24 protein-coding genes are annotated in these 24869 nt (G+C 60.6%); 10 read left to right on the forward strand and 14 right to left on the reverse strand.

What is annotated here, in order from left to right:
- The first annotated feature begins 20 nt into the window (after positions 1-20).
- Entirely contained in the window at positions 21-653 is a 633-nt protein-coding gene (locus IHN22_RS07290; protein ID WP_087188013.1) for a redox-sensing transcriptional repressor Rex, read from the forward strand.
- Positions 650-1762 (forward strand): S-layer homology domain-containing protein, encoded by a 1113-nt coding sequence (locus IHN22_RS07295; RefSeq protein WP_191434452.1) that lies wholly within the window; start codon positions 650-652, stop codon positions 1760-1762. Before IHN22_RS07290 ends, IHN22_RS07295 begins: the two co-directional genes overlap by 4 nt.
- A gap of 44 nt (positions 1763-1806) precedes the next feature.
- Here the strand turns inward: IHN22_RS07295 and IHN22_RS07300 are convergent, their stop codons facing one another.
- Genes IHN22_RS07300 through IHN22_RS07310 form a run of 3 tightly spaced genes read right to left on the reverse strand, consistent with a single transcriptional unit; the run spans position 1807 to position 4285 of the window.
- Positions 1807-3657: a heavy metal translocating P-type ATPase gene (locus IHN22_RS07300; protein WP_191434455.1), complete on the reverse strand. Its 1851-nt coding sequence runs from the start codon at positions 3655-3657 to the stop codon at positions 1807-1809.
- Between the two features lie 33 nt (positions 3658-3690).
- A complete protein-coding gene (locus IHN22_RS07305; RefSeq protein ID WP_191434457.1) occupies positions 3691-3909 on the reverse strand; it encodes a cation transporter in 219 nt (72 codons plus the stop codon).
- 13 nt (positions 3910-3922) lie between these two features.
- A complete protein-coding gene (locus tag IHN22_RS07310) occupies positions 3923-4285 on the reverse strand; it encodes an ArsR/SmtB family transcription factor (protein WP_087266504.1) in 363 nt (120 codons plus the stop codon).
- Between the two features lie 164 nt (positions 4286-4449).
- On the opposite strand from IHN22_RS07310, the gene IHN22_RS07315 reads away from it, so the two are divergent.
- The gene (locus tag IHN22_RS07315; protein ID WP_087266502.1) at positions 4450-4905 is read left to right on the forward strand and encodes a pyridoxamine 5'-phosphate oxidase family protein; all 456 of its coding nucleotides are present in this window, start codon (positions 4450-4452) and stop codon (positions 4903-4905) included.
- Between the two features lie 48 nt (positions 4906-4953).
- On the opposite strand, the gene IHN22_RS07320 is transcribed toward IHN22_RS07315, so the two are convergent.
- The 8 genes from IHN22_RS07320 to pyrE all read right to left on the reverse strand — a co-directional run bounded on the left by IHN22_RS07320 (position 4954) and on the right by pyrE (position 14408).
- Positions 4954-5898 carry a 3-hydroxyacyl-CoA dehydrogenase gene (locus tag IHN22_RS07320; RefSeq protein ID WP_191434459.1) on the reverse strand — a complete coding sequence of 315 codons (945 nt, stop codon included), beginning with the start codon at positions 5896-5898 and terminating at the stop codon, positions 4954-4956.
- Between the two features lie 186 nt (positions 5899-6084).
- Positions 6085-8910 (reverse strand): excinuclease ABC subunit UvrA, encoded by a 2826-nt coding sequence (uvrA, locus tag IHN22_RS07325; protein ID WP_191434461.1) that lies wholly within the window; start codon positions 8908-8910, stop codon positions 6085-6087.
- Positions 8911-8936: 26 nt separating this feature from the next.
- Positions 8937-9155, reverse strand: a complete 219-nt coding sequence (locus tag IHN22_RS07330; protein ID WP_087266496.1) for a hypothetical protein — start codon at positions 9153-9155, stop codon at positions 8937-8939.
- Between the two features lie 26 nt (positions 9156-9181).
- Complete coding sequence (locus tag IHN22_RS07335) at positions 9182-10195, reverse strand: aldo/keto reductase (RefSeq protein WP_191434463.1); 1014 nt, start codon at positions 10193-10195, stop codon at positions 9182-9184.
- A 29-nt stretch (positions 10196-10224) separates the two neighbouring features.
- On the reverse strand, positions 10225-10980 hold the full coding sequence (locus IHN22_RS07340) for a hypothetical protein (protein WP_191434465.1): 756 nt from the start codon (positions 10978-10980) through the stop codon (positions 10225-10227).
- A 24-nt stretch (positions 10981-11004) separates the two neighbouring features.
- Positions 11005-12966, reverse strand: coding sequence for an excinuclease ABC subunit UvrB (gene uvrB, locus IHN22_RS07345; RefSeq protein WP_191434467.1), 1962 nt, complete (start codon positions 12964-12966; stop codon positions 11005-11007).
- A gap of 69 nt (positions 12967-13035) precedes the next feature.
- The gene (gene radC, locus IHN22_RS07350; RefSeq protein WP_087188023.1) at positions 13036-13710 is read right to left on the reverse strand and encodes a JAB domain-containing protein; all 675 of its coding nucleotides are present in this window, start codon (positions 13708-13710) and stop codon (positions 13036-13038) included.
- A 23-nt stretch (positions 13711-13733) separates the two neighbouring features.
- Entirely contained in the window at positions 13734-14408 is a 675-nt protein-coding gene (gene pyrE, locus IHN22_RS07355) for an orotate phosphoribosyltransferase (protein ID WP_087266487.1), read from the reverse strand.
- 167 nt (positions 14409-14575) lie between these two features.
- Between pyrE and IHN22_RS07360 the strand changes: the two genes are divergently transcribed.
- The 3 genes from IHN22_RS07360 to IHN22_RS07370 all read left to right on the forward strand — a co-directional run bounded on the left by IHN22_RS07360 (position 14576) and on the right by IHN22_RS07370 (position 17719).
- Complete coding sequence (locus tag IHN22_RS07360) at positions 14576-15067, forward strand: COG2426 family protein (protein ID WP_343212801.1); 492 nt, start codon at positions 14576-14578, stop codon at positions 15065-15067.
- 46 nt (positions 15068-15113) lie between these two features.
- Positions 15114-15449, forward strand: coding sequence for a hypothetical protein (locus IHN22_RS07365; RefSeq protein WP_191434469.1), 336 nt, complete (start codon positions 15114-15116; stop codon positions 15447-15449).
- 62 nt (positions 15450-15511) lie between these two features.
- Entirely contained in the window at positions 15512-17719 is a 2208-nt protein-coding gene (locus tag IHN22_RS07370) for an SF1B family DNA helicase RecD2 (RefSeq protein ID WP_191434471.1), read from the forward strand.
- 50 nt (positions 17720-17769) lie between these two features.
- Here IHN22_RS07370 and upp read toward each other — a convergent pair whose 3' ends face one another.
- Genes upp through tsaE form a run of 3 tightly spaced genes read right to left on the reverse strand, consistent with a single transcriptional unit; the run spans position 17770 to position 19545 of the window.
- Positions 17770-18399: a uracil phosphoribosyltransferase gene (gene upp / locus IHN22_RS07375; protein ID WP_207733072.1), complete on the reverse strand. Its 630-nt coding sequence runs from the start codon at positions 18397-18399 to the stop codon at positions 17770-17772.
- Between the two features lie 10 nt (positions 18400-18409).
- Positions 18410-19120 (reverse strand): tRNA (adenosine(37)-N6)-threonylcarbamoyltransferase complex dimerization subunit type 1 TsaB, encoded by a 711-nt coding sequence (tsaB, locus tag IHN22_RS07380; RefSeq protein ID WP_191434475.1) that lies wholly within the window; start codon positions 19118-19120, stop codon positions 18410-18412.
- Complete coding sequence (gene tsaE, locus IHN22_RS07385) at positions 19117-19545, reverse strand: tRNA (adenosine(37)-N6)-threonylcarbamoyltransferase complex ATPase subunit type 1 TsaE (protein ID WP_087188028.1); 429 nt, start codon at positions 19543-19545, stop codon at positions 19117-19119. Before tsaE ends, tsaB begins: the two co-directional genes overlap by 4 nt.
- Before the next feature lie 331 nt (positions 19546-19876).
- Between tsaE and IHN22_RS07390 the strand changes: the two genes are divergently transcribed.
- From IHN22_RS07390 to lgt, 4 genes are all read left to right on the forward strand, one after another.
- Complete coding sequence (locus tag IHN22_RS07390; RefSeq protein ID WP_191434477.1) at positions 19877-21067, forward strand: FtsW/RodA/SpoVE family cell cycle protein; 1191 nt, start codon at positions 19877-19879, stop codon at positions 21065-21067.
- 64 nt (positions 21068-21131) lie between these two features.
- Positions 21132-22403 carry an EF-P 5-aminopentanol modification-associated protein YfmF gene (locus IHN22_RS07395; RefSeq protein WP_191434479.1) on the forward strand — a complete coding sequence of 424 codons (1272 nt, stop codon included), beginning with the start codon at positions 21132-21134 and terminating at the stop codon, positions 22401-22403.
- Between the two features lie 4 nt (positions 22404-22407).
- Complete coding sequence (locus IHN22_RS07400; RefSeq protein ID WP_191434480.1) at positions 22408-23688, forward strand: EF-P 5-aminopentanol modification-associated protein YfmH; 1281 nt, start codon at positions 22408-22410, stop codon at positions 23686-23688.
- On the forward strand, positions 23688-24755 hold the full coding sequence (gene lgt / locus IHN22_RS07405) for a prolipoprotein diacylglyceryl transferase (RefSeq protein WP_191434483.1): 1068 nt from the start codon (positions 23688-23690) through the stop codon (positions 24753-24755). Before IHN22_RS07400 ends, lgt begins: the two co-directional genes overlap by 1 nt.
- Positions 24756-24869: the final 114 nt, after the last annotated feature.

Raw genomic sequence — 24869 nt, forward strand, 5'->3', positions numbered from 1 at the left:
TGGAACGAGTGTGATGGCGCATGAGAAAGCAAAAGGTGTCCAGTGCGGTGATTCGGCGGCTGCCCCGGTATTACCGCCATTTGACGGACCTGCATACGGCCGGTGTGGAGCGTATTTCATCCAGTGCTCTGGGCCGCTCCATGGGATTGACAGCCTCCCAGATCCGGCAGGATCTGTCCTGCTTTGGGGAATTTGGCCAGCAGGGATATGGTTATAACGTGGAGAAACTGCGGGATGAGATCTCTGATATCCTGGGTATGAACCGGGGACATACGGCGGTTATTCTGGGCGCGGGCAATCTGGGCCGGGCCCTGATGGAGAACTTCCACTTTGAGCGCTCGGGTGTGGCGCTGGCCGCGGCCTTTGACGTGGCCCCGGAGATCGTGGGCCAGACTCGCTCTGGCGTGCCCATTTATCATGTGGATCGGCTGGAGGAGTATCTGGTGGAGCATCCGGCCAGCATCGGTGTATTGACCGTACCCCGGAGCGTTGCCAATACCACCGCCAGTCGGCTGGTGCGAGCCGGTGTACGGGGTATCTGGAATTTTACTAACAGCGAGCTGACGGTGGAGGCGCCGGGCGTGGTCATTGAAGATGTTCACTTTGCGGACAGCCTGTTGGCCCTCAGCTATATGATCTCGGAGGACGCATGAAAAAAGCAGCGGCAATCTTGCTTGCCGGGGTGATCCTGGTGAGCTGCGGGGCGGTGGTAGCCGCCGACCAGTCTTTGGTGAGCAAAAGTTATGTAAATGGTACGTTTACCGATGAGGCCCTGAAGCAGGCGGAGCAGCGGGTGGAGGAATTGACGGCACCTGTCTATAATCAGGCGCTGAACCAGCTCAACAGCGAGCATTCCGCATATTTGGCCCAAGCAGGCGGAACGTCCGGACTCAATGACCTGCGCTTTAAAAAGGGCGATGTGCTGACCCTTACCTCCGGCTCCGGCGTGATGCTGCTGGCAGGAAGTGCTACGGCCTCCGGTGGTGTGCTGGTGGATACAACGGCAGGCAATACGGTGGCCTCCGGCAGTGGGCTGACTGCCCGCCACCGCTGTCTGGCAGGGGAGAGCGCCGCTGTGGCGGTGACTGTGACCTCTGATACCGCAGTCCTCTGTCTGGAGGGGAGCTATACCCTCTCCGCCAGCGGAAACGTAGATTATAACGCTATGGCTGACGGCCTGACTAAGATGGGCCTTCTGAAGGGCACCGGCGCCACCTACGGCTCCGGCTATGAGCTGGAGCGCCAGCCGGTCCGGGTGGAGGGCCTGGTCATGTTCATTCGCCTGTTGGGGGAGGAACAGGCCGCCCTGTCCAGTACGGCAACCAATCCCTTTGTGGACAGCCCCAGTTGGGCCGACCGCTATCTGGCCTATGCCTATGAAAAGGGCTACACTACCGGCATTGGTACCAACGCCGCCGGTCAGCTGGTCTTTGCCCCCAACAACACCATTACGGCAGGGGAGTATATGACCTTTGTGCTCCGGGCGCTGGGTTATTCCGAGACTGGCACCAATCCTGACTTTACCTGGCAGACTGCCATGGAGGCGGGGGTAACGCTGGGTGCCATCCGTCAGAGTGAACGCACCATGCTGGAGAGCGGCACCTTCCTGCGGGCCCAGGTAGTCTATCTGTCGGTGTGCGCCCTCTCTGCTCCCACCAAGGACGGCGGAATCCTGCTGGACCGCACTGCCTCCAACGGCGGGTATGACAAGGCCACCATGCAGACCGTGCTGAACGAGGTTTCCGCCCTGCGTCTGAGTTAAATGCACAACACAAAAAACGCGAGCCGTAAGGCTCGCGTTTTTTATTACATCTTGGCGGTGCGCATGGCCCGCATAGCATTGAGGATGGCGATGACCGAGACGCCTACATCTGCAAAGACGGCCTCCCACAGATTGGCCAGGCCCAGGGCACTGAGCACCAGCACCAGCAGTTTTACCCCCAGGGCAAACACGATATTCTGACGGACAATGGCCAGAGTGCGGCGGGCGATGGCAATGGCCTGAGCCAGCTTGGAGGGCTTGTCATCCATGAGGACGATGTCTGCCGCCTCGATGGCAGCGTCGGAACCCAGGGCGCCCATGGCAATGCCCACATCCGCCCGGGAAAGGACGGGGGCGTCGTTGATGCCGTCTCCCACGAAGGCAAGGGCCCCCTTGGGGGATACCTCTTTCAGCAGTCCCTCTACCCGGTCTACCTTGTCAGTGGGGAGGAGTTGAGTGTGGACCTCATCCAGCCCCAGCTGGGCGGCTACCGCCTCGCCAACCTGCTTGGTATCGCCGGTGAGCATCACAGTTTTGCGTACTCCTGCCGCCTTCAGTGCGGTGATGGCCTGTTGGGCGTCCGGCTTTACCTGGTCGGAGATGACGATGTGCCCCAGATAGACCCCGTCGGCGGCCACATGGACCGTGGTGCCCACATGGTGGCAGGGGTGCCAGGTGACGCCGATCTCATCCATCAGCTTGTCGTTGCCGGCGCAGATCACCTTGCCGTCCACCATGGCGCGGACGCCCCGGCCGGACAGCTCTTCCGCCTGAGTGACCCGGCTGCGGTCGGGCAGTTGGCCCCAGGCCTCCAGCAGAGAGCGAGAGATGGGGTGATCGGAGGAGGCCTCTGCCAGGGCGGCCAGCTCCAGCAGCTGGCTCTGGTCACAGTGATCGGGATGAATGGCGGTGACGTTAAAGACTCCTTGGGTCAGGGTGCCGGTCTTGTCAAAGACCACGATCTCCGTTTTGGCCAGCACCTCCAGGTAGTTGCCTCCTTTGACCAGAATACCGGCCCGGGAGGCCCCGCCGATGCCGCCGAAGAAGGAGAGCGGCACCGAGATCACCAGGGCGCAGGGGCAGGATACTACCAGGAAATTGAGCGCCCGCTGAATGGAATCCAGCCAGCTCACCTGGGTGAAGAGGGGAGGCAGGAGGGCCAGAGCCACGGCAGCCAGCACCACAATGGGGGTATAGTACCGGGCAAAACGGGTGATGAAGTGCTCCGCCTTGGCCTTTTTGCTGCTGGCGTTCTCCACCAGGTCCAGGATCTTGGATACGGTGGACTCCTCAAAAGCCTTGGTGACCTGGACTTTCAGCAAGCCGGACAGGTTGACACAGCCGGAGACCACATCGTCGCCGGGCTGGACCTGGCGGGGGAGGGACTCGCCGGTGAGGGCGGCGGTGTCCAGGGTGGAGGTTCCCTCCAACACCACGCCGTCCAGGGGAATCCGCTCCCCAGCCTTGATTACAATGGCGTCTCCCACAGATACTTCCTCCGGGTCCACCTGCTGCAGCTGGCCGTCCACCTCGATGTTGGCGTAGTCGGGGCGGATGTCCATCAGAGCCGCGATGGAGGTGCGGGACCGGTTGACCGCATAGCTCTGGAACCACTCGCCTACCTGATAGAACAGCATAACAAAGACGGCCTCCGGGTATTCGCCGATGGCAAGTGCGCCGATGGTGGCCAGGGCCATGAGGAAGTTCTCGTCAAATACCTGCCCGTGGGCGATGTTGCGCACCGCCCGCCACAGCACATCCCAGCCAATGACGGCATAGGGGACCAGAAAGACCGCCAGCTCCGCCCAGCCGGACAGGGGAAGCAGTACAGCCCCAACAAACAGCACCCCGCTGGCCAGAATGCGGATGAGCATTCGCTTTTGCTTTTTGGTCATGATCCATCTCTCCTTTGCACACAGATAACAGGATCAGAACACAATGGTGCAGTCGGGCTCCACCTTTTTGCAGACCTTGGCGGCCTGCTGGAGGATCTCGTTGAACCGGGCGTCGTCGGCGTCCAGGGTCAGTTTCTGGGTCATAAAGCTGACGGTGGCGCTGTTCACCCCGTCCAGCTTGCGAATGGCGTCCTCCATCTTGGCGGCGCAGTTGGCGCAGTCCAGATCTCTCAGCTTGAATGACTTTCTCATCGTAAAACTCCTCTCATTCCGCAATGTGTTCCATGCCCTGGCCCAAAATGGTGCGGACATGGCCGTCCGCCAGGGAGTAGAACACAGTTTTGCCCTCCCGGCGGTATTTGACCAGTTTGCTCTGCTTCAAAGCCCGCAGCTGGTGGGAGATGGCGGACTGGGTCATGCCCAGCAGCTTGGCGATGTCGCACACGCACATCTCCGACTCAAAAAGCACATACAGGATCTTGATGCGGGTAGAATCCCCAAAGATCTTAAACAGCTCTGCCAGATCGTAGAGGATCTCATCTTCCGGCATGGTGCGCTCCACTTTATCCACGATCTCTTGGTGGACGTGGCTGTAATCGCACCGTTCCACGCCGTTGCTGTCTGTCATGACGACCATCCTTTCTAATAACATATGAGCTATTGTTCATATATTATTATATACTTGCTCGGCAGGATGTCAAGAGGGAATGGAAGTTTTTCTTGCGATGGGGCTCGGGCGGGGGTATGATGGGGGAGAGAACAGGCCCTTGGGGCCGGAAGGGACGGATAGATATGAAGCGAGATGATGGACGGGATGTGGGCCTGGAGGCCCTGGACCGGTGCGAATATATGGTGTTGGCGGTAAACGACGTTGAGGGGCTGCCCTATTGTATGCCGCTTAACGGCGTTCGGGTGGGGGAGGCGGTCTATTTTCACTCCAGGCTGGGGGGAGAAAAGCTGGACTGCCTGAGACTCCACCCCCAGGTCTGCCTGACGGCTGTAGGCCATCAGCGGGTGGTGCAGGCGGCCTACGAGACGGAGTTCACCAGCGCCGTAGCCCGTGGGACCGCCCATGAGGTGACCGACCCGGAGGAGCAGAAGGCAGCTCTGCGGGCCATCTGCAAAAAATATGCCCCCGACTGCCCGGAACGGGTGGAGGAGGTCATTGAGAAGCACCTGCCCCGCACCGCGGTGTGGCGGATTGATTTGGAGCAGGTCAGTGGACGGGAACGACTTTGTAAAGAATGAAAAAAGGGGCGCCGCGAGATACGCGGCGCCCCTTTTGTGTACGAATGCTTATTTATACTTGTAGAATCCCTCACCGGCGTTGATGCCCAGCTTACCGGTGTCAATGTACTCCTCTTTCAGCCGCTTGGCCATTTTGCCGTAGGTGGTATTGGGATCGGCGGCGGCGGGGTTGTTGGTGAGGATATTGTAGGCCGTGGTGATACCCACGATGTCCAGGATGCGGAAGGGGCCCATGGGGGCGCCGGTAGCCAGCACCCAGGTCCTGTCGATGGTCTCGAAGTCGGCGATATCCTCCGCCCACAGGCTCTGGGCTGCCATCAGGAAGGGGACCAACATGGAGTTGAGCAGGTAGCCGTTTTTTTCCTTCTTCAGACGCAGGGGCACCATGCTGATATCCGCGGCAAACTGGGCAACTTCTTCGTAAGCGGCCGGGTCGGTGCCGGGGTGGCCCATGACCTCTGCGGTGTTCTGCTTCCAGATGTTGTTGGCAAAGTGGAGCGCCAGGTACTTCTCTGGCCGGCCGGTATACTGGGCCAGGGAAGAGGGGAGCAGGGTGGAGGTATTGGTGGCCAGGATGGTTTTTTCCGGCAGCAGAGGAGCCAGTTTCTGATAGAATTCAATCTTTTCCTGGGGAACCTCCGCCAGGGCCTCAATGACCAGGTCGGCGTCCTTCACCGCCCCGGCCAGATCGGTGGTCAGGGTCAGGCCGGTCAAAGCTGCGTCCGCCTGGGCGATCAGCCCGTCGATCTCCTCCGGAGTGTAGGTGCGGCTGTTGTCCAGCAGACCGGGACTGTAGGGGCCGGGGGTGGTCTTAGCAGCGGTCAGCTCCGCCACGTAGATGTCGTGAAGCCTCTGCAGCTTGGGCTGGGCCCGGCCGATGGAGGCATCGCTCCTCAGCCAGATGGTGACGTGAAAGCCTTTGTAGGCGGTCTGGTAGGCGATTTGACTGCCCAGCACGCCGCCGCCGATGAGAACCACATTCTGAATGCTCATTGCGCTGCCTCCTGTTAAAAAATTCATGTTTATATAATGAACTAAATAGTTTAGCTAATGATAGTATAATACAATAACGGTGTTTTGTCAACGCTGTTCCGCTCAAAAGGCAAAAAAACAGGCACACTGCCTATAGCAGTGCGCCTGTTTTTTGTTCATCACAATGGGCTGTCAGCTCTCCTGAGGTCACTCCAGCATCCGCTTCAGATACTGCCCGGTGTAGGAGGCGGGGCACTGGGCCACCGCCTCGGGGGTACCGGTCGCAACAATAGTACCGCCGCCGGAGCCGCCCTCGGGGCCCAGATCAATGACGTGGTCGGCAGTCTTGATCACGTCCAGATTGTGCTCGATGACCACCACGGTGTTGCCCGCGTCCACCAGCTTCTGAAGTACCTCGATCAGCTTATGCACGTCGGCGGTGTGAAGGCCGGTGGTGGGCTCATCCAGAATATAGATGGTCTTGCCGGTGGAGCGCTTGGCCAGCTCAGTGGCCAGCTTGACACGCTGGGCCTCGCCGCCGGACAGCTCGGTGGAGGGCTGGCCCAGCTTTACATAGCTGAGACCCACCTCGTAGAGGGTCTGGAGCTTGTTGTACAGCCGGGGCAGATGCTCGAAGAAGGGGAGGGCCTCCTCCACCGTCATGTCCAGCACTTCATAGATGTTCTTGCCCTTGTAGCGTACCTCCAGGGTTTCCCGGTTGTACCGCTTGCCCTTACACACCTCGCAGGGCACGTAGATGTCGGGCAAAAAGTGCATCTCGATCTTGATGAGACCGTCGCCCTGGCAGGCCTCGCACCGTCCGCCCCGCACGTTGAAGGAGAACCGGCCGGGGCCGTAACCTCTGGCCTTGGCGTCGGGGGTGGAGGCGAACAGGTCCCGGATGTCGTTGAAGAGGCCGGTGTAGGTGGCCGGATTGGACCGGGGGGTGCGGCCGATGGGAGACTGGTCGATGGCAATGATTTTGTCCAGATATTCCTCGCCCTCGATGGACCGGTGCTTGCCGGGGCGGGTTTTGGCCCGGTTCAGGTCGGCGGCCAGCCGCTTATAGAGAATCTCGTTGACCAGGGAGGATTTGCCGGAGCCGGATACGCCGGTGACACAGGTGAAGGTGCCCAGAGGAATGGACACATCCACATTTTGCAGGTTGTTCTCCGCCGCGCCCTTAACTGTGAGAAAATGGCCGTTGCCGGTCCGCCGCTCCGCCGGAACGGGGATTTTCTTCCGGCCGGACAGGTAGTCACCGGTGATGGAGCCGGGGGTATTCATCACCTCTTCGGCGGTGCCGCAGGCCACCACCTGGCCGCCATGGACGCCTGCGCCGGGGCCGATATCCACGATGTAGTCGGCCTGACGCATGGTATCCTCGTCGTGTTCCACCACAAGCAGGGTGTTGCCCAGGTCACGCAGGTGCTTGAGCGTGGCCAGCAGCTTGTCGTTGTCCCGCTGGTGCAGGCCGATGGAGGGCTCGTCCAGAATGTAGAGTACCCCCATCAGGGAGGAGCCGATCTGAGTGGCCAGGCGGATACGCTGGCTCTCGCCGCCGGACAGAGTGGCGGCGGCCCGGCTCAGGGTCAGATATTGCAGGCCCACGCTCTGGAGGAAGCCCAACCGGTTCTTGATCTCCTTCAGGATGCGGTCGGCGATGAGCATTTTCTGATCGGAGAGCTCCAGGTGGTCCACAAAGTCTAGTGCTTCGGTCACGGACTTGCGGCAGAAGGTGTCGATGTTGATGCCCCCCACGGTGACAGCCAGAGCCTCCTTCCGCAGGCGCTTGCCGCCGCAGTCGGGACAGGGGCGTTCGCCCATGCAGTCCTCCAGATCCCGGCGCATGGCGTCAGACTGGGTCTCCTTATAACGGCGTTCCAGGTTGTTGATGATGCCCTCAAAGGGCTGCATCAGAGTGCCGTGGCCGTTCTCCCGCTCATAGGTCAGCTTCAGCTTTTCTCCCTTGGTGCCGTAGAGGATGATATCCATGATCTCTGCCGGCAGGTCTTTGATAGGGGTGGTCAGCTTGAAGTTGTACTTCTTGGACAGAGCCTCAAAATACATCCGGGAGATGGAATCCCCCTTGATGTTGTTCCAGCCGGAGGCGGTGATGGCCCCCTCCAGGATGGACAGTTCTTTGTTGGGGATGATGAGGTCCGGGTCCACCTTCAGCTGAGAGCCCAGGCCGGTACAGGTGGGGCAGGCACCGAAGGGGTTGTTGAAGGAGAACATACGGGGGGACAGCTCCTCGATGGAGATGCCGCAGTCCTCACAGGCGTAATTCTGGGAGAACATGATATCCCGGTCCTCGCCCACGATGTTGATGACAACCAGGCCGCCGGCCAGGTTAGAGGCCACCTCCACCGAGTCGGTGAGCCGGCGGGCGATATCCTCTTTGATGACCAGCCGGTCCACCACGATCTCGATGTTGTGCTTCTTGTTCTTGTCCAGCTCGATCTCTTCCGTCAGGTCGTACAGGGAGCCGTCCACCCGGCAGCGGACGTAGCCCGACTTGCGGGCGTCCTCCAGCAGTTTCTGGTGGGTGCCCTTCTTGCCGCGGACCACCGGGGCCATGACCTGAATGCGGGTGGCCTCGGGCAGCTCCAGCACCTGGTCAATGATCTGGTCGATGGTCTGCTGCTTAATCTCCTTGCCGCACTTGGGGCAGTGGGGGGTGCCTACCCGGGCCCACAGCAGACGGAGGTAGTCATAAATTTCGGTGACGGTGCCCACGGTGGACCGGGGGTTTTTGGAGGTGGTCTTCTGGTCGATGGAGATGGCGGGGGAGAGGCCGTCGATGTAGTCCACGTCGGGCTTCTCCATCTGCCCCAAAAACATCCGGGCGTAGGAGGACAGGGACTCCACATAGCGGCGCTGCCCCTCGGCATAGATGGTGTCAAAGGCCAGGGAGGACTTGCCGCTGCCCGAGAGACCGGTGAGCACCACCAGCTTGTCCCGCGGGATGTCCACGTCGATGTTTTTCAGATTGTTGGCGCGAGCGCCTTTGACGGAAATATGATCCAGCATAAGATAAAATCCTTTTGATTCAGCGTTTACGAGAAGTTGGTGTGGAAAATGAAATACCACAGGGCCAGGAACAGCAGCGCACCGCCGGCGATCCCGAACAGGATGCGCATGGGCTTGGGAAGTTTGGGCAGGACGGCCAGAACAATGAGGACCAGGGCGATCAGGCCGATGAAGAAGGGCAGATAGACCGCCAGCGCATCCATCAGACCATACTCAGCGTCGGGATTCAGAGTGTTCAATTCCATAGGATCCACCTTCCTCTATGCTGATATCAATAGCCGAACAGATCTGCCACCTTGGTGAGCATATCCCGGATGGGCAGGTTGTAGGGGCAGCGCTTCTCACAGGCGCCGCACTGGACGCAGGAGCCGGCGTGGTACTGCATGGCGTCGTACCGGGCCTTGGCCCAGTCGGCCAGGCCGTACTTGCGGGCATAGTTGGCCATCAGGAAGCAGTTGGGGATACTGATGCCGTTGGGGCAGGGGGCGCAGTAGTTGCAGCGGCGGCAGAACTCGTTGCCCAGCTCCTTGCGGATGCGGTCGCACTCGGCCAGCTCCTCCTGGGTGAGGGGGGAGAAGTGTTCAGCGGCCTCGGCGTTGCGGTCGGCCTCCTCAGGGGAGCCCATGCCGGGGATGGAAATATCAATGACGCCGGAGGCGGCAATGAACCGCAGGGCCAGGTTCCAGTCGTCCAGATTGCCGCCGGCCATGGGCTTCATGGCAATGGTGCCGATCCCCATCTCCTTGGCCTTCTTCAATACCTCGTGGCCCTGGGTCTCCACGATGTTGTAGGGGAACATGACAGTCTCGATCTTGTTGCCGTGGAGCTCGATCATCTTCTTCAGCGCATCCACGTTGTGGGCGGTGACGCCAAGATGACCGATCTTACCGGCGGCCTTGGCCTCCTTCAGTGCCTCCCAGGCACCGCCTTCGCCAAACACCTTGTCAATCTCAGCCTCGGGCAGGTTGTGGATCTGGTAGACGTCGATGTAGTCGGTGCGCAGGTTTTTCAGGCTGATGTCGATATCCTTGGCCATGGACTCCTTGTCCCGGGCCATGGACTTGGTAGCCAGGATGAACTTATCCCGGCGGCCCTCCAGGGCGGCGCCCAGATACTCTTCGGACACGGTGTAGCCTCGGGCGGTATCGATGTAGTTCATGCCATACTGCTCCAGCTTATCCACGACTGCCTTGGTATTGGCGGCGTCGGAACGCTGGATCGGGATGCCGCCGAAGGAAACCTGGGCAGCTTTAAGACCAGTTTTACCAAGTGTGACGTAATTCATGACAAAAACCTCACTTTTATGATGTTTGGTCAGCTAATGATAACGAGTCCCGCGATGAATAGGCCGAGGGAGAGAAGTGTAAATGCGATCCAGCTAAAGATACGGGAAAAGATCTCCCAGTCAGAGGGCTCGGCGTCCTCCGGATACTTGACCCGGAAGGACAGGTGAAGGCGGAACAGAGTGTCGTCGAATTTAATGAGCAGGGCGGCAATTCCAGCGGTCAAAAGTCCAAAGAACCAATACATCAGGCTGCCTCGGTGGGTGTCCGCTTGGGGCAGCTGGGAGAATCGGATGAGGGTGGATAGGCTGGGCCGGTGAGGGTCCACCACATTGCCGTCTGCGTCGTGTTCGACACCGTTCACCGAGTAGGTGACATGAAAGAGGTCGGAATCAGGCTCGCCGTCCTCCCGTATAAACAGAAACAGATCTTCGGTGTATCCGCCCCGAAAAAGAATGCTGTCCTCCTCCCGGATCTCTACACCGATCAGGTCCAGGGACTCCCACTCTCCGCCTGGGGCGGCAGTGGGGTCTTCATGGACGGTATAGGGGCCGCAGACCGTGTCCCCCCAGTGGTAAGTGACGGTGTTTCCTTCTACCGTGAAGGAGGCACTCTGACCGTCCACCTTGGCGGAGTACACTGTGGTATCGCCCTCCGTGGCAGGGAAGTAGAGGGCGTCCTGGTACTCCACGCCGTACTGGCGGCCAATGAAGAAGTAGAGGACCGAAAAGACAGCGACAATGACGATCAAAACAATGGGCAGGATCTTTTTCAGCCGGTCGTACATGATAACAGCCCTCCTTGTAAGAGGTCACCCCTGGCCCCGCAGCTCGATGATGCGGTCCCGGAGAACGGCGGCGTACTCGAATTCCAATCTCTTGGAAGCTTCTTTCATCTCCTTCTCCAGCTTGGCGATGGCAGCCTCCTTCTCCTTCTTGGACAGAGCCTTCTTGGAGTGGGGCAGCTCGCCCTTGTCCTCGGACAGGTCGATGACGTCCCGCACCGACTTGATGACGGTCTTGGGCACAATGCCGTGGGCCTGGTTAAAGGCGTCCTGCTTGGCCCGGCGGCGCTCGGTCTCGTCAATGGCCCGGCGCATGGAGGGGGTGATGGAGTCGGCGTACATGACCACCAGACCCTGGGCGTTTCGGGCGGCACGGCCGATGGTCTGGATCAGGGAGGTCTCGGAGCGGAGGAAGCCCTCCTTGTCGGCGTCCAGAATGGCCACCAGAGAGACCTCCGGCAGGTCCAGACCTTCGCGCAGCAGGTTGATGCCCACCAGCACGTCGAAGGTGCCCAGCCGCAGGTCCCGGATGATCTCCATCCGCTCGATGGTGTCGATGTCGTGGTGCATATACCGCACCTTGATACCGGCATTGGTGAGATAGGCGGTGAGATCCTCCGCCATCTTCTTGGTGAGAGTGGTGACCAGCACCCGTTCCTTGCGGGCGGTGCGGTCGTTGATCTCCCCAATGAGGTCGTCGATCTGGCCCTCCACCGGGCGCACCTCGATCTTGGGGTCCAGCAGGCCGGTGGGGCGGATGACCTGCTCCACAATCTGGCCGGAGCGTTCCCGCTCGTATTCGCCGGGGGTGGCGGACACATAGACCACCTGATTGAGGCGTTTCTGGAACTCCTCAAACTTCAGAGGCCGGTTGTCAAAGGCGCAGGGGAGACGGAAGCCGTAGTCCACCAGGGAGGTCTTTCGGGCACGGTCACCGTTGTACATGGCCCGCACCTGGGGGAGGGTCACGTGGCTCTCGTCGATGAAGAGGACAAAATCCTTGGGGAAGTAGTCCAGCAGGGTGTGGGGGGGCGACCCGGCGGGGCGGCCCTCAATGACCCGGCTGTAGTTCTCGATACCGGTGCAGTAGCCCAGCTCCTGCATCATCTCCACGTCGTACATGGTGCGCTGCTTGATGCGCTGGGCCTCGATAAGCTTGCCCTCCCGCTCGAAGAAGGCCACACGCTCCTCCAATTCCTTATAGATCTCCTGGATGGCGGCGTCCATTTTCTCCTTGGGGGTGACGTAGTGGGTGGCAGGCCAGATGGGGATGGTGTTGAGCCGCCGGATAGGTGTGCCGGTGACCACGTTGATCTCGGAGATGCGGTCGATCTCATCTCCAAAAAACTCCACCCGGATGGCGGAATCCTTCCAGTAGGCCGGGAAGATCTCTACTGTGTCTCCCCGGACCCGGAACATATTGCGCTCAAAAGCGATGTCGTTGCGCTCATAGCGGATGGCCACCAGCTTTTTCAGCAGCTCGTCCCGCTCCATCTGAGCGCCCACCCGGAGGGAGACCATCATTTTGGCGAAGTCCTCCGGCTCACCCAGACCGTAGATGCAGGACACCGAGGAAACCACGATCACGTCCCGCCGCTCCATCAGGGAGGCGGTGGCCGCCAGCCGCAGCCGGTCAATCTCCTCGTTCACCGCAGAGTCCTTTTCAATAAAGGTATCGGTATGGGGGATATAGGCCTCGGGCTGGTAGTAGTCGTAGTAGGACACGAAATACTCCACCGCGTTGTTGGGGAAGAACTCCTTGAACTCGGCGCACAGCTGGGCGGCCAGGGTCTTGTTGTGGGCCAGCACCAGGGTGGGCCGCTGGACCGCCTCGATGACCTTGGCCATGGTGAAGGTCTTGCCAGAACCGGTGACGCCCAGCAGGGTCTGCTCATCCAGCCCGTTTTCAATGCCTGCCGCCAGGGCGGCAATGGCCTCGGGCTGATCGCCTGCCGGCTGATATTCGCTGACCACTTCAAATTTAGGCATACCATCACCTCTCAGACACATTGTATCAGAACATCAGTTCCATTGCAACGATGAATCGAAAGAATGTTCTTATGGCCGGTAGAAGCCGCTGTCCCGGAGGGACACCATATCGTCGTCCACGAAAATCAGGTGGTCCACCAACTCCACACCCATCCGGGCCAGGAAGGGGGCCAGACTTTCGGTGGTGGCGATATCGTCGCCGGAGGGGAAGGCGATCCCGGAGACGTGATTGTGAGCCAGCACCACCGCCGCGGCATTGAGGGAGAGGGCGGCCTCGGCGATGAGCCGGGTGGTAATGTTGACGGCGTTTACATTGCCCTCGCCCAGTTTACGGATACCCAGCACCTTGCCCTTACCGTCCATGCACAGCAGGCAGAGCTGCTCGTTGCGGGCGCCGAAGAAGTAGGGCTGGAGCAGGGCAAAATAGTCTCTGGTGTTCCGGGCAATGTCGTCCATCTGGGTGCGGGCGGTGAGATAGCGGCCGGACAATTCCTTGGCGGCTTTGAACAGAACGGCGGCGTGTTCGCCCACGCCTTTGACCTTTTGCAGCTCCTCCGGTGTTGCGTCCAGTACCCCAGCCAGAGAGCCGAAATGATTCAGAAGCTCATGGGCCAGGGGATTGGTATCGCTGCGGGGATTGGCGTAGAACAGGAGCAATTCCAGCAGCTTGTGGTCGGGAAAGGAGTCCGGCCGGGCCAGAAATTCAGTTTTTAACCGCTGACGGTGGCCGTCGTGGGTGCCCATGACCGGACTCCTCCTTTATATGTTTAGGCCTTGGCGCCGTACTGAGCCAGATAGGCTTCCATTTTGCTCTTCATCTCGTCGTCAATGTAGACCTTGCCGTCGATCTCCTTATTGTGGAGGAAGGAAATGATCTCCTTGACGGTGACGATGGGGTAGACGGCGATGCCGTAGTCTTCCCGCAGCTCGTCCAGGGTAGAGCAGTCCTTGGTGCCCCGCTCCATGCGGTCCACGGACACGATGAGGGCCTTCATGTTCACGTTGGCCACGTGCTTGAAGAGCTCAATGGTCTCCCGGACGGCGGTACCGGCGGTAACCACGTCCTCCACGATGACCACGTCGTCCCCGTCCTGAGGCTTGTAGCCCACCATGGAGCCGCCCTCGCCGTGGTCCTTGGCTTCCTTCCGGTTAAAGCAGTAGGGCAGGTTCCGGTCATAGTTGCGGTACAGGGAGGCAGCGGCGGTGACGGCCAGAGGGATGCCCTTGTAGGCGGGGCCAAACAGGCAGGTCACGCCCTCGGGCAGGTTCTCCTGGATGCAGGCGGCGTAGTAGTCGCCCAGCTTGGCAGCCTGAGCGCCGGTCTTGTAGTTGCCGGTGTTGATGAAATAGGGGGTCTTGCGGCCGGACTTGGTGGTGAAGTCGCCGAAGGTGAGCACGCCGGAGCGCACCATGAAGGTGATGAATTCTTCTTTGTAGGTCATGTGAAAAACCTCTCTTCTCAAAATAGTCAAAATATTATACCACTGATGAAGGAACTGGACAAGGGCTTGCGCCGTCCAAAGAAAAGATGGTTTTAGGAAATTTTAATTGTTCTTTTTCCCGCCAATATGATACAATACAGAAACTGACGCAAGCGAGGTGTTCTCTTTTGGAATTGCTGCAATGGCTGACGTCCACCAATCTGGGCGAAATGTTTTTTACCATGCTGGTGTCCATGGTGCCTATCATTGAGCTGCGGGGCGGCGTGCCCTTCGGTACCGCTCTGGGCCTGCCTCCGGGACAGGCGCTGGTGGCCTCGATTATTGGCAATATGATCCCCATCCCCTTTATTATCGTTTATATCCGGCGGATTTTTCTATGGATGCGCCGGAAATCCCCCAAGCTCAATTCCCTGGTGGACAAGCTGGAAAAAAAGGCCCACCTGAAGGGGCAGAAGGTGACCAAATATAAATATATCGGTCTGTGGATATTTGTGGCTATCCCCCTGCCGGGCACCGGCGCCTGGACCGGCGCCCTGGCGGCCGCCTTCCTGGATATGCCTTTGCGGAAAGCGCTGCCCTCCATTTTCCTGGGTGTGGTCACCGCCGGGCTGATCATGACCTTTGCCACCGGCATTGTGGTCTCCACCGTAGGGAGCTGAGTCCCTTCTTCCGCCCCGTGCATAGGATGGGGCGGAGGTGAAGGGTTTGGACGGAATCTTACAGGCCGTATTGGCCCTGCTGGCGGCCATCGGCCTTCTGGCCCTGGGCTGGGTGCTGTTTGGATGGCTGCTTGCTCCGGCGGAAGGGGCCGGCCCGGTCTATGCCGTGGTCCCGGCGGCAGGGGAGGGCACCCATCTGGAGCAGGATGTAAAGCGGCTGCTGTGGCTGCGGGGGCGGCAGAAAAAGGGGTTTACCATCGTGATCGCCGACGGCGGACTGGACCCGGCGGGAAAGGCGGTGGCTGCCGCCCTGCTCACCGGCGCCACTGGCGTGGTGCTCTGTCCTGCCGGGCGGCTGAACGAGTACATCACAGAGAAATAGCATTCGACAAATCCGCCTGCGGATGGTATCATATTCTCCAAGCGACACAAGGAGGGGCAGCCATGCAGGAGGAGTCACAGGATTATATGCAGGGCACCGTGTCGGCCGTGATCTACCAGAACGAGGAGAACGGCTACACGGTGCTTCGTCTTGACGTTGGGGACGGGGCTCTGGTCACGGTGGTGGGCTGTATGCCGGGGGTGGCCCCCGGAGAGAGTATCTCGGTCCAGGGCAGTTGGACCCGCCACGCCTCCTACGGCGAGCAGTTCAAGGCTGAGACCGTGGAGCGGCGTCTGCCCGCCGGGGCCAAGGCCATCTTCGACTACCTGTCCTCGGGGGCGGTGCGGGGCATCGGCGCGGCTACCGCCCGGCGGATGATCGAGGAGTTTGGGGAGGACGCCCTCACCGTGCTGGAGGAACATCCGGAGCAGCTTACCCGCATCAAGGGTATCACCCGCAAGAAGGCTCTGACCATCGGGGAGCACTTCCGGCTTCAGATGGGGATGCGGCGGCTGCTGGCCTTTCTGGGAGAGCATGAGGTGCCCCTCCAGCTGGCCATGCCCCTGTACCGCCGGTACGGGGACCGGGCCCTGGAGGTCATCCGGGGCAACCCCTATCTGATGGTGGACGAGGAGCTGGGCGTGGACTTCTCCACAGCCGACGCCCTGGCCCTGTCCATGGGTATGGAGGGGGACGATCCTCAACGCATTGAGGCCGCCCTTCTTTTTGAACTAACCTATAATCTGGATAACGGCCATGCCTTTTTGCCCCGGCGCAAGCTGCTCCTGGCCACCGGCCAGCTCATCGGCGTGGAGGGGGAGAGCCTGGAGGACGCCCTGGAGACCCTGCTGGAGCGGGGTGAGGTGATCCAGGAACCGGTGGCAGGGGAGGAGGCCGTCTACCTCCAGGCCCTGTGCGAGGCCGAGCAGTATGTGGCCTGGCGGCTCACCGAGATGTCCCGGGGCGAACTGGTGGCCCCCCACGGCCTGGATGAACTCATCGACCGTATCCAGAACGACCAGGGCATTGTGTACGCCCCCCAGCAGCGGGAGGCGGTGGCTCTGGCGGCTACCAGTCAGGTGATGCTCCTCACCGGCGGTCCCGGTACCGGTAAGACCACCTCCCTGCGGGGGGTCCTGGCCCTCTTTGACCAGCTGGGGCTGGAGACCGCCCTGGCTGCCCCCACGGGCCGGGCGGCCAAGCGGCTGGGAGAGCTGTGCGGGGCGGAGGGATACACCATCCACCGGCTGCTGGAGACACAGTACGACCCCCGCTCCGGCAAGCTGATCTTTGCCCACGACGAGAGCGATCCCCTGAAGGCGGACGCCGTCATCGTGGACGAGACTTCCATGGTGGACATTGTGCTGATGCAGGGGTTGCTGGCCGCCCTGCGGGACGACTGCCGCCTGATCCTGGTGGGGGACCCGGATCAGCTGCCCAGCGTGGGCCCCGGCAACCTGTTTTCCGATCTCATCCGCAGCGGAGCCATCCCTATGGTGCGGCTCACCGAGATTTTCCGGCAGGCCGCCGAGAGCGCCATCGTCCGCAACGCCCACGGGGTCAACCGGGGCCAGCTGCCCGACCTGAAGGACCGGGAGCACGACTTCTTCTTCCTGCGCCGGAAGGACCCGGCCCGGGCGGCTGAGACCATTGTGGAGCTGATCCAGACCCGGCTGCCCAACAATATGGGCATTCCCGCCGACCAGATCCAGGTGCTGTCACCCACCCGCAAGCGGGTGACCGGCACCGCCTCCCTCAATAGGGCCATTCAGGAGGCGGTCAATCCCGCCCAGCCTGACAAGCCGGAGAAGCGGTTTGGCGAGTATGTGTTCCGACAGGGTGACCGGGTCATGCAGGTACGCAACAACTACGATGTGATCTGGCATGACGGTTCCGACAGCGGCATGGGCATTTTTAATGGAGATATCGGCACCGTGACCCGGGTGGACAACCGGGAGGGTACCCTTACCGTGGACTTTGAGGGCAGGGTGGTGGAGTACACCCAGGATATGCTGGTGGAGCTGGAGCCCGCCTACGCCATCACCGTGCACAAGGCCCAGGGCAGCGAGTACCGGGCGGTGATCCTGGCGGTGAGTGAGGGGGCCCCCATGCTGCTCACCCGGGGGGTGCTGTACACTGCCATCACCCGTGCCCGGGAACTGCTCATCCTGGTGGGGGATGAGGAAGTGGTGGCCACCATGACCGCCAACGACCGCCAGCAGAGGCGGTATTCCGGCCTGCGGTGGCGGCTGGTGCAGATGAAAGAATAATAAAAAAGGTCCTCTTCCCAGTGAGGAAGAGAACCTTTTCGCTTATTCTCTTACTTCGTGCCGAAAATGCGGTCGCCGGCGTCGCCCAGGCCGGGAACGATGTAGCCGTGCTCGTTGAGCTTCTCATCCAGAGCGGCGCAGTAGATGTCCACGTCGGGATGATCGTGATGGACCCGCTCGATGCCCTCGGGGGCGGCGATGATGTTCATCAGCTTGATGTGCTTGACCTCATAGTTCTTGATGAACTGGATGGCGGCGGAGGCAGAGCCGCCGGTGGCCAGCATGGGGTCCAGGATGATGACATCACGCTCGGCGATGTCGTTGGGCATCTTGCAGTAGTACTCCACGGGCTCCAGGGTGTCGGGGTCGCGGTACAGACCGATGTGGCCCACCTTGGCGGAGGGGATCAGGGTCAGGATGCCGTCCACCATGCCCAGACCGGCCCGCAGAACGGGAACGATAGCCAGCTTCTTGCCGGCGATGGTCTTGAACTTGCCGGTGGTGATGGGGGTCTTGATCTCCACCTCCTCCATGGGCAGGTCACGGGTGGCCTCATAGCACATGAGGGTGGCGATCTCGGAGACGACCTGACGGAAGTCCTTGACGCCGGTGGTCTCATCCCGGAGGATAGACAGCTTGTGCTGCAGGAGAGGGTGATCGAGAATGTGTACTTTTTCCATATCCATGGCGCTATTCCCCTTTGTTTTGTTCTTTTGCCAGCCGCTCCCGTTCAGCCTGGGAGAGCCGGTGATAGTTGGGTGCCAGACCCGCCGCGTCGGTCAGCAGGCCCTGTCGGGCAAGCTCCAGACCGCACCGGGCCACGCCCCACGCGCTCTGGAATTGCAGATGGGGGGGCGCCAGGCGGACGTCCAGCCCCGGCCCTTTGAGGGTAGTATAGCATAAAACCGCGCCGTCTCCAACCAGTAATTGCGTTTTTCCACTGATTTTTAATTCTTCCCCCAGCTCCTCCAGGGAAATGGCCCGGTCGGGAGTCAGGCGCTCCAGCGTTTCGCCGTTACTGGCAAAGCGGGCGTTGTACACCTGATGCCGCCGGGCGTCCATGACGGCGCAGATCTCCAGCCCGGTGTGGGCCAGGTTCCAGGCCATGGATTCCAGGGTGGAGCAGGCGGCGCAGGGCTTGCTGCCTGGCCAGGCTAGCCCCTTGGCGGCGGCCACGCCGATGCGCAGGCCGGTAAAGGAGCCGGGGCCCGCCGCCACGGCGATGACGTCCACATCCTCCAGAGTAAGGCCGCACCCGGAGAGCAGGGAAGTGGTCATGGGCATCAGGGTGACCGAGTGGGTCAGGCCGTTGTTCTGATAGGATTGGGCAATGAGCTTTTCATCCTCACACAGAGCCACCGAGCAGGCGGTGGCGGAGGATTCCAGAGCTAATATCTTCATGGTTGGGGACCTCCCGTAATGGTGATGATGCGTTGGTCGTCGTGCTCGCCCCGGCGGATGTCCACCCGGATGGTATCCTCCTCCAGCGCGTCGGCGATGTTTTCGCTCCACTCCACAGCGCACACGCCGCCCCGGGCCAGGTAGTCCTCCCAGCCAATGTCGAAGAGCTCGTCTGAAGAGCCCAGCCGGTACATATCAAAGTGGAACAGGGGCAGACGCCCGCCCTCGTACTCATTGACAATGGTAAAGGTGGGGCTGGTCACCCGCTCCTCCACCCCAAGGCCGCGGGCAAGGCCCCTGGTAAAGGCGGTCTTGCCCGCCCCCAGATCACCGGTAAAGGCGATGACGCTCCCCGGATTCAGCCGGGCGGCCAGAGCAGCGCCTGCGGCCTCGGTCTCAGCAGGGGAGTTGGTTGTGATCTCCATATAACACCTCGTTTATTACAGATGAAATGCCTCGCAGAGTTTGCGCCTCTGGGCGCAAATCAAATGGAATCTGTTTTTCCTGATGACATGAGCATCAGAAAAAACACTTCTCAGCCCGTAAGTGTGGGATTTGTCCGCACTCAGCGGGCAAATCCTGCGCGCAACGGGCTGCAAACGCCTTCCCAAAGCAGTACCGCTGCTTTGGGAAGGACTTTAAATGTGAAGATTCTGACAAGATTATAACACACCTGTTTACCAAACGCAAAAAAGATGGTAAACTAATTTGACGTACGTCCGAACCCGCGGACGAAATAGGTAAGGAGGCGAGCCGGTGTCCTGGCTGAGAGATTCCATTCGTTCCTTCTGGCAGCAGGGTGACCGGCTGCTGCTGACCCTGTGCCTGCTGGCCAGCGGGTATGGTCTGGTGCTCATTTTCAGCGCTACCCGCTACCTGGGCGAGGCGGACGCCATGCGCTGCATGATCGTGCAGGCTGTGGCGATTGTTATGGGTGTTGTGATCTATATGCTCATGTCCTCGGTGGACATTGAGCTGTTTGTAGATAAATCCTGGAAGTGGCTGCTGCTGTTCAATGTGGTCATCAACGCGCTGGTCCGTACTCCTCTGGGTGTGGAGGTCAACGGCAACCGCAGCTGGCTTCACATTCCCGGATTTCCTGTGAACCTTCAGCCCGCCGAGCTGGCCAAGCTGACCTTTGTACTGCTGCTGGCCTGGCAGATGAGCCGGCTGCGGGACAAGGGCATCAGCAAGCCCTCCTCGGTGTTCCAGATCGCGGGGCACACCCTGTTCATGTTCGGTGTGGTGGCGGTGACCTCCGGCGACTTCGGCATGGGTCTGACTTATCTGATCATTTTTGTCATTATGGCCTGGAGCGCCGGGGTCAAGAAACGCTGGTTCCTGCTGGCCGTGGTGGTATGCGTGGTGGGCGTGGTGCTGATCTGGCCCCACATCAAAGATATGTATTATATGAAGCGGTTCACCGTGGTCATCGACCATATTTTTGGCAATCCGGACACCATTTACGAGCAGACTCAGGGAAAAGGGTGGCAGCAGAGCCGCAGCATTCTGGCCATCGGCAGCGGCGGCCTCACCGGCATGGGTTACCTCCAGGGTATCCAGACCCAGAGTCAGTACAAGCAGTCTCTGCCTGCCCGGGAGACCGACGAGATCTTTGCCGTCTGCGGCGAGGAGTTTGGCCTGATCGGCTGTCTGCTACTGCTGGTTTTGCTGGCGGCCATCATCCTGCGGTGTGTGTGGGTGGCCCGCCGGGCCTGTTCCCCTCAGAGTGCCTTTATTGCCATGGGCTACGCCGGTATGCTGCTGGCTCAGGTGGGCGTCAATGTGGGGATGTGCCTCTATGTATTCCCCGTGGTAGGTCTGACCCTGCCCTTTATCAGCTATGGCGGCTCTTCGGTCATCACCATGTATGCCGCCATGGGTGTGGTTTCCAGCATCAAAATGCGCTCTTTGCCCAGCTGGCTGCGGGACCGCAGCAGGCTGTAGATGGATAGAGCCTGTCCAATGGGGCAGGCTATGGAGGTAAACAAGAAAGGACGGTTCTTAGCACATGAAGGTCACAAGGATCGAATTGCAGCCCGGCGTCTGGCTGACGGCGGTACAGACCAAAAAATTCAAATCCAGCGTATTGGGGGCCCAGTTTCTCACCTCGCTGACGGCGGAAAAGGCCTCTCTCAATGCCCTGGTTCCCATGGTGCTCCGCCGGGGAACGGCGGCTCATCCTGATATGGAATCCCTGTCCGCTGCCCTGGACGAGCTGTACGGCGGTTCTCTGGAGCCCATGGTGCGGAAGAAGGGCGAGACCCAGTGCGTGGGCTTTGTGGGCAGCTTTCTGGATGACGTCTACACCCTGAACAAGGAGCAGGTGCTGGAGCCGGCCGCCGCCCTGCTGGCGGAGCTGATCGGCGCCCCCTATACTCAGGACGGGGCCTTCTGCCCCGACTATACCGGGCAGGAGAAGGCCAACCTGGCCGACCGCATCAAGGCCCAGGTCAATGACAAGCGGCAGTACGCCCAGATCCGGGTAGTGGCCGAGATGTGCGCCGGGGAGAGCTTCGGCGTGGATAAGCTGGGCAGCCTGGAGGCGGTGGAGGCCATCACTCCTCAGAGCCTGTGGGCAGGCTATCAGGCCCTGCTGAAGGAGGCCCGGGTGGAGCTCTACTACTGCGGCTCGGCGGACGCCCAGCGGGTACAGGCGGCCTTCGGGCCTCTGCTGGCGGTGCTGCCGGAGGGGGAGCGGGCCGGTTTGGTCCGCCCCGCCAAGGGAAAGGCGCCTAAGCAGGCCAAACGGGTAGAGGAATCCCTGGATGTGACCCAGGGCAAGCTGGCCATGGGCTTCCGCACCAACTGCGACGCCTGGGACCAGAACTATCCGGCCCTCACCCTGGTCAACGCCATCTATGGCGGTACCACCACCTCCAAGCTGTTTATGAACGTGCGGGAGAAGCTGAGCCTGTGCTACTATGCCAGCTCCGGCCTGATGAAATACAAGGACGTGATGCTGGTCTCCTCCGGCGTGGAGTTTGACAAGGTGGGCCAGGCAGAGGCCGAGATCCTCTCCCAGCTCTACAAGTGCCAGACCGGGGACTTCTCCGACGATGAGCTGGAATGGGCCCGCCGGTCGGTGGTGAGCACCCTGCGCACCACTCTGGACACCCAGGCCCGGCTGGAGGACTACTGGCTGGGCCAGTCCGCCGCCGGTCTTACCGACGGCCCCGACGACATGGCCGCCCGGGTGGAGGCCGTTACACGGGCCCAGGTGGTGGAAGCCGCCCAGGATCTGACCCTGGACACCGTATATTTCCTGAAAGGCAGGGAGTGATTCTATGGTAAGCAAGCAGTACCCCCGTCTGGGGGAGACCGTATTTCATGAGATTCTGGAGAACGGGCTCCACATCTATGTGGACCGCCGCCGGGACTTCCAGAAGAGCTACGCTTTCTTTGCCACCAACTACGGCGGCATGGATATGCGCTTTTTCCAGGACGGCCGGTGGAAGGACACCCCGGCGGGGGTGGCCCACTTCCTGGAGCACAAGATGTTTGACACCGAGGACGGCAACGCCCTCCAGGATCTGGCGGCCAACGGAGCCTCTCCCAACGCCTTCACCAGCTCCGCCATCACCGGCTACTACTTTGAGAGTACCGAGAAGTTCTTCGACAACCTGAAGATCCTGCTCTCCTTTGTGTCTATCCCTTACTTTACCCAGGAGAGCGTGGACAAGGAGCAGGGCATCATCGGTCAGGAGATCCGCATGGTGGAGGACGACCCGGAGAACCAGGTGTTCTACGCCCTGATGGAGTGCCTGTATGACCACCATCCCATCCGGGTGCCCATCGCCGGTACCCAGGAGTCCATCTCCCACATCACCGCCGGCACCCTCTATTCCTGCCACAAGGCCTTCTATAACCCGGCCAACATGGTGCTCACCGTGGCGGGCGACGTGGACCCGGAGCAGGTGTGCGCCATTGCCAAGGAGATCCTGCCCAAGGATTCTCTGGGCCAGATGGAGCGGGACTACGGCGGGGAGGAGGCTCCCAAAGCCGCGGCCTCCGAGAAGGAACTGACCATGGAGGTGTCCACCCCCATCTTTATGCTGGGCTTCAAGTGCGATCCCGCCCAGAAGGGCGAAGAGTGGATGCGCCGGGAGCTGGCGGGCGAGCTGGCCTGCGAGGCTCTGCTGGGCAACTCCACACCCCTGTACGCCAAGCTGTACAGCCAGGGGCTGATCAACAAGAATTTCAGCTACGGCTTTGAGCTCTATCCCGGCTGCGCCATGATGGTGGCCGGCGGCGAGAGCCGGGACCCCAAGAAGGTGCGGGACGCGGTGCTGGCCGAAGGGGAGCGTCTGGCTCGGGAAGGCATTGACCCCGGCCTGTTCCAGCGGCTGAAGAAGGGGGTCTACGGCGCCAAGGTCCGGGGCCTCAACTCCTTTGAGTTTACCTGCATCTCCATGGCCCAGTCCCACTTTACCGGGGTGGACTACTTCAAGTTCCCGGAGATTTTCGACTCCATCGACCAGGCCTGCGTGGAGGACTGCATCCGCAGCTGGGTGACCGCTGAGCGGTGCGGTCTGGCCGTGGTGCGCCCGGGGGAGGGTGAGGCGTAATGGGTACCGTATCCTTTCCCGGCCTGGGGCTGGAGCTGACCATGAACCCCATTGCCTTCCGGGTCTTTGGATGGCCCGTCCATTGGTACGGCATTATCATCGCCGCCGGCTTCCTGCTGGCGGTGGTGTATTGCTCCCGGAAGGCGCCCCAGTTCGGCATCCGTCAGGATGACATCATCGATATGCTCTTTTTTGCCGTGCCCCTGTCCATCATCGGGGCCCGGCTGTACTACATCATTTTCTACCTGGATCTGTACCGCAGACCGGACGGCTCCCTGGACTTCGGGGCCATGGTAAGCATCTGGGACGGCGGCCTGGCCATCTACGGCGGCGTCATTGCCGCGGTCATTACCTTGCTGGTGTTCTGCAAGGTGCGGAAGATCAAATTCCTGGCCTTTGCCGACCTGGGCGCCTACGGAATGCTCATCGGCCAGCTGGTAGGCCGGTGGGGCAACTTTGTCAACATCGAGGCCTACGGCGGTCCCACCGATCTGCCCTGGCGCATGGGTATCTACGAGTATGTGAACGGATCTCTGCAATATGTGGAGGTCCATCCCACCTTCCTCTACGAGTCCCTGTGGAACCTGGTGGGGCTGGTACTGCTCATCGTCATCGCCAAGAAGTGGCGGAAGTTTGACGGCCAGATCTTTTTGAGCTACTTTGCCTGGTACGGGGTGGGCCGGGGCTTCATCGAGGGCCTGCGGACCGACAGCCTGTACTTCTTCAACACCCCCATCCGGGTTTCCCAGGTGTTCGGCTTCGCCACTGCCGCCGTCGCCATCGTGGCGCTGGTCTACCTGTTGGGCTTCCGCAAGCACGACCCGGACAAGCTGTGGGTCAACCAGATGAAGGCCCATCCCAGGCTGGTGGCTCTGGTCTACCCTGAGGGACAGGGCGGAAAGTGGCTGGCCAGCCAGAAAAAGCGCCTGGAGCAGGATTTTGCCAAGATCGAGGAGTATGCCCTTCCCGTGGATGTGCCTGCCGAGGACAAGACGGAGATGATTGCCGCTCTGAAGGAGCGTTCCGACCTGAAAGAGGTACTGGTCAAGGAAGAAAAGAAAAAATAAGTCCATTTTGCTTGAGGGTCTGTTGCAAAATGTGCAGCTCGTACAAAGACCCGTCATTCCGAGAAAAACGGCCGCCCACCGGGCGGCCGTTTTTCGTGGGAATCCGCCCCTTTT

The organism is Flavonifractor sp. An112, from assembly GCF_904377885.1.
In the GTDB taxonomy this organism is placed as follows: Bacteria; Bacillota; Clostridia; order Oscillospirales; family Oscillospiraceae; genus Flavonifractor; species Flavonifractor avicola.

Bases quoted from the DNA above. Each gene is read 5' to 3' on its own strand.
- IHN22_RS07290 (WP_087188013.1), top strand. From the start codon at position 21: ATGAGAAAGCAAAAGGTGTCCAGTGCGGTGATTCGGCGGCTGCCCCGG.
- IHN22_RS07295 (WP_191434452.1), top strand. From the start codon at position 650: ATGAAAAAAGCAGCGGCAATCTTGCTTGCCGGGGTGATCCTGGTGAGC.
- IHN22_RS07300 (WP_191434455.1), bottom strand. From the start codon at position 3,657: ATGACCAAAAAGCAAAAGCGAATGCTCATCCGCATTCTGGCCAGCGGG.
- IHN22_RS07305 (WP_191434457.1), bottom strand. From the start codon at position 3,909: ATGAGAAAGTCATTCAAGCTGAGAGATCTGGACTGCGCCAACTGCGCC.
- IHN22_RS07310 (WP_087266504.1), bottom strand. From the start codon at position 4,285: ATGACAGACAGCAACGGCGTGGAACGGTGCGATTACAGCCACGTCCAC.
- IHN22_RS07315 (WP_087266502.1), top strand. From the start codon at position 4,450: ATGAAGCGAGATGATGGACGGGATGTGGGCCTGGAGGCCCTGGACCGG.
- IHN22_RS07320 (WP_191434459.1), bottom strand. From the start codon at position 5,898: ATGAGCATTCAGAATGTGGTTCTCATCGGCGGCGGCGTGCTGGGCAGT.
- uvrA (WP_191434461.1), bottom strand. From the start codon at position 8,910: ATGCTGGATCATATTTCCGTCAAAGGCGCTCGCGCCAACAATCTGAAA.
- IHN22_RS07330 (WP_087266496.1), bottom strand. From the start codon at position 9,155: ATGGAATTGAACACTCTGAATCCCGACGCTGAGTATGGTCTGATGGAT.
- IHN22_RS07335 (WP_191434463.1), bottom strand. From the start codon at position 10,195: ATGAATTACGTCACACTTGGTAAAACTGGTCTTAAAGCTGCCCAGGTT.
- IHN22_RS07340 (WP_191434465.1), bottom strand. From the start codon at position 10,980: ATGTACGACCGGCTGAAAAAGATCCTGCCCATTGTTTTGATCGTCATT.
- uvrB (WP_191434467.1), bottom strand. From the start codon at position 12,966: ATGCCTAAATTTGAAGTGGTCAGCGAATATCAGCCGGCAGGCGATCAG.
- radC (WP_087188023.1), bottom strand. From the start codon at position 13,710: ATGGGCACCCACGACGGCCACCGTCAGCGGTTAAAAACTGAATTTCTG.
- pyrE (WP_087266487.1), bottom strand. From the start codon at position 14,408: ATGACCTACAAAGAAGAATTCATCACCTTCATGGTGCGCTCCGGCGTG.
- IHN22_RS07370 (WP_191434471.1), top strand. From the start codon at position 15,512: ATGCAGGAGGAGTCACAGGATTATATGCAGGGCACCGTGTCGGCCGTG.
- upp (WP_207733072.1), bottom strand. From the start codon at position 18,399: ATGGAAAAAGTACACATTCTCGATCACCCTCTCCTGCAGCACAAGCTG.
- tsaB (WP_191434475.1), bottom strand. From the start codon at position 19,120: ATGAAGATATTAGCTCTGGAATCCTCCGCCACCGCCTGCTCGGTGGCT.
- tsaE (WP_087188028.1), bottom strand. From the start codon at position 19,545: ATGGAGATCACAACCAACTCCCCTGCTGAGACCGAGGCCGCAGGCGCT.
- IHN22_RS07395 (WP_191434479.1), top strand. From the start codon at position 21,132: ATGAAGGTCACAAGGATCGAATTGCAGCCCGGCGTCTGGCTGACGGCG.
- IHN22_RS07400 (WP_191434480.1), top strand. From the start codon at position 22,408: ATGGTAAGCAAGCAGTACCCCCGTCTGGGGGAGACCGTATTTCATGAG.
- lgt (WP_191434483.1), top strand. From the start codon at position 23,688: ATGGGTACCGTATCCTTTCCCGGCCTGGGGCTGGAGCTGACCATGAAC.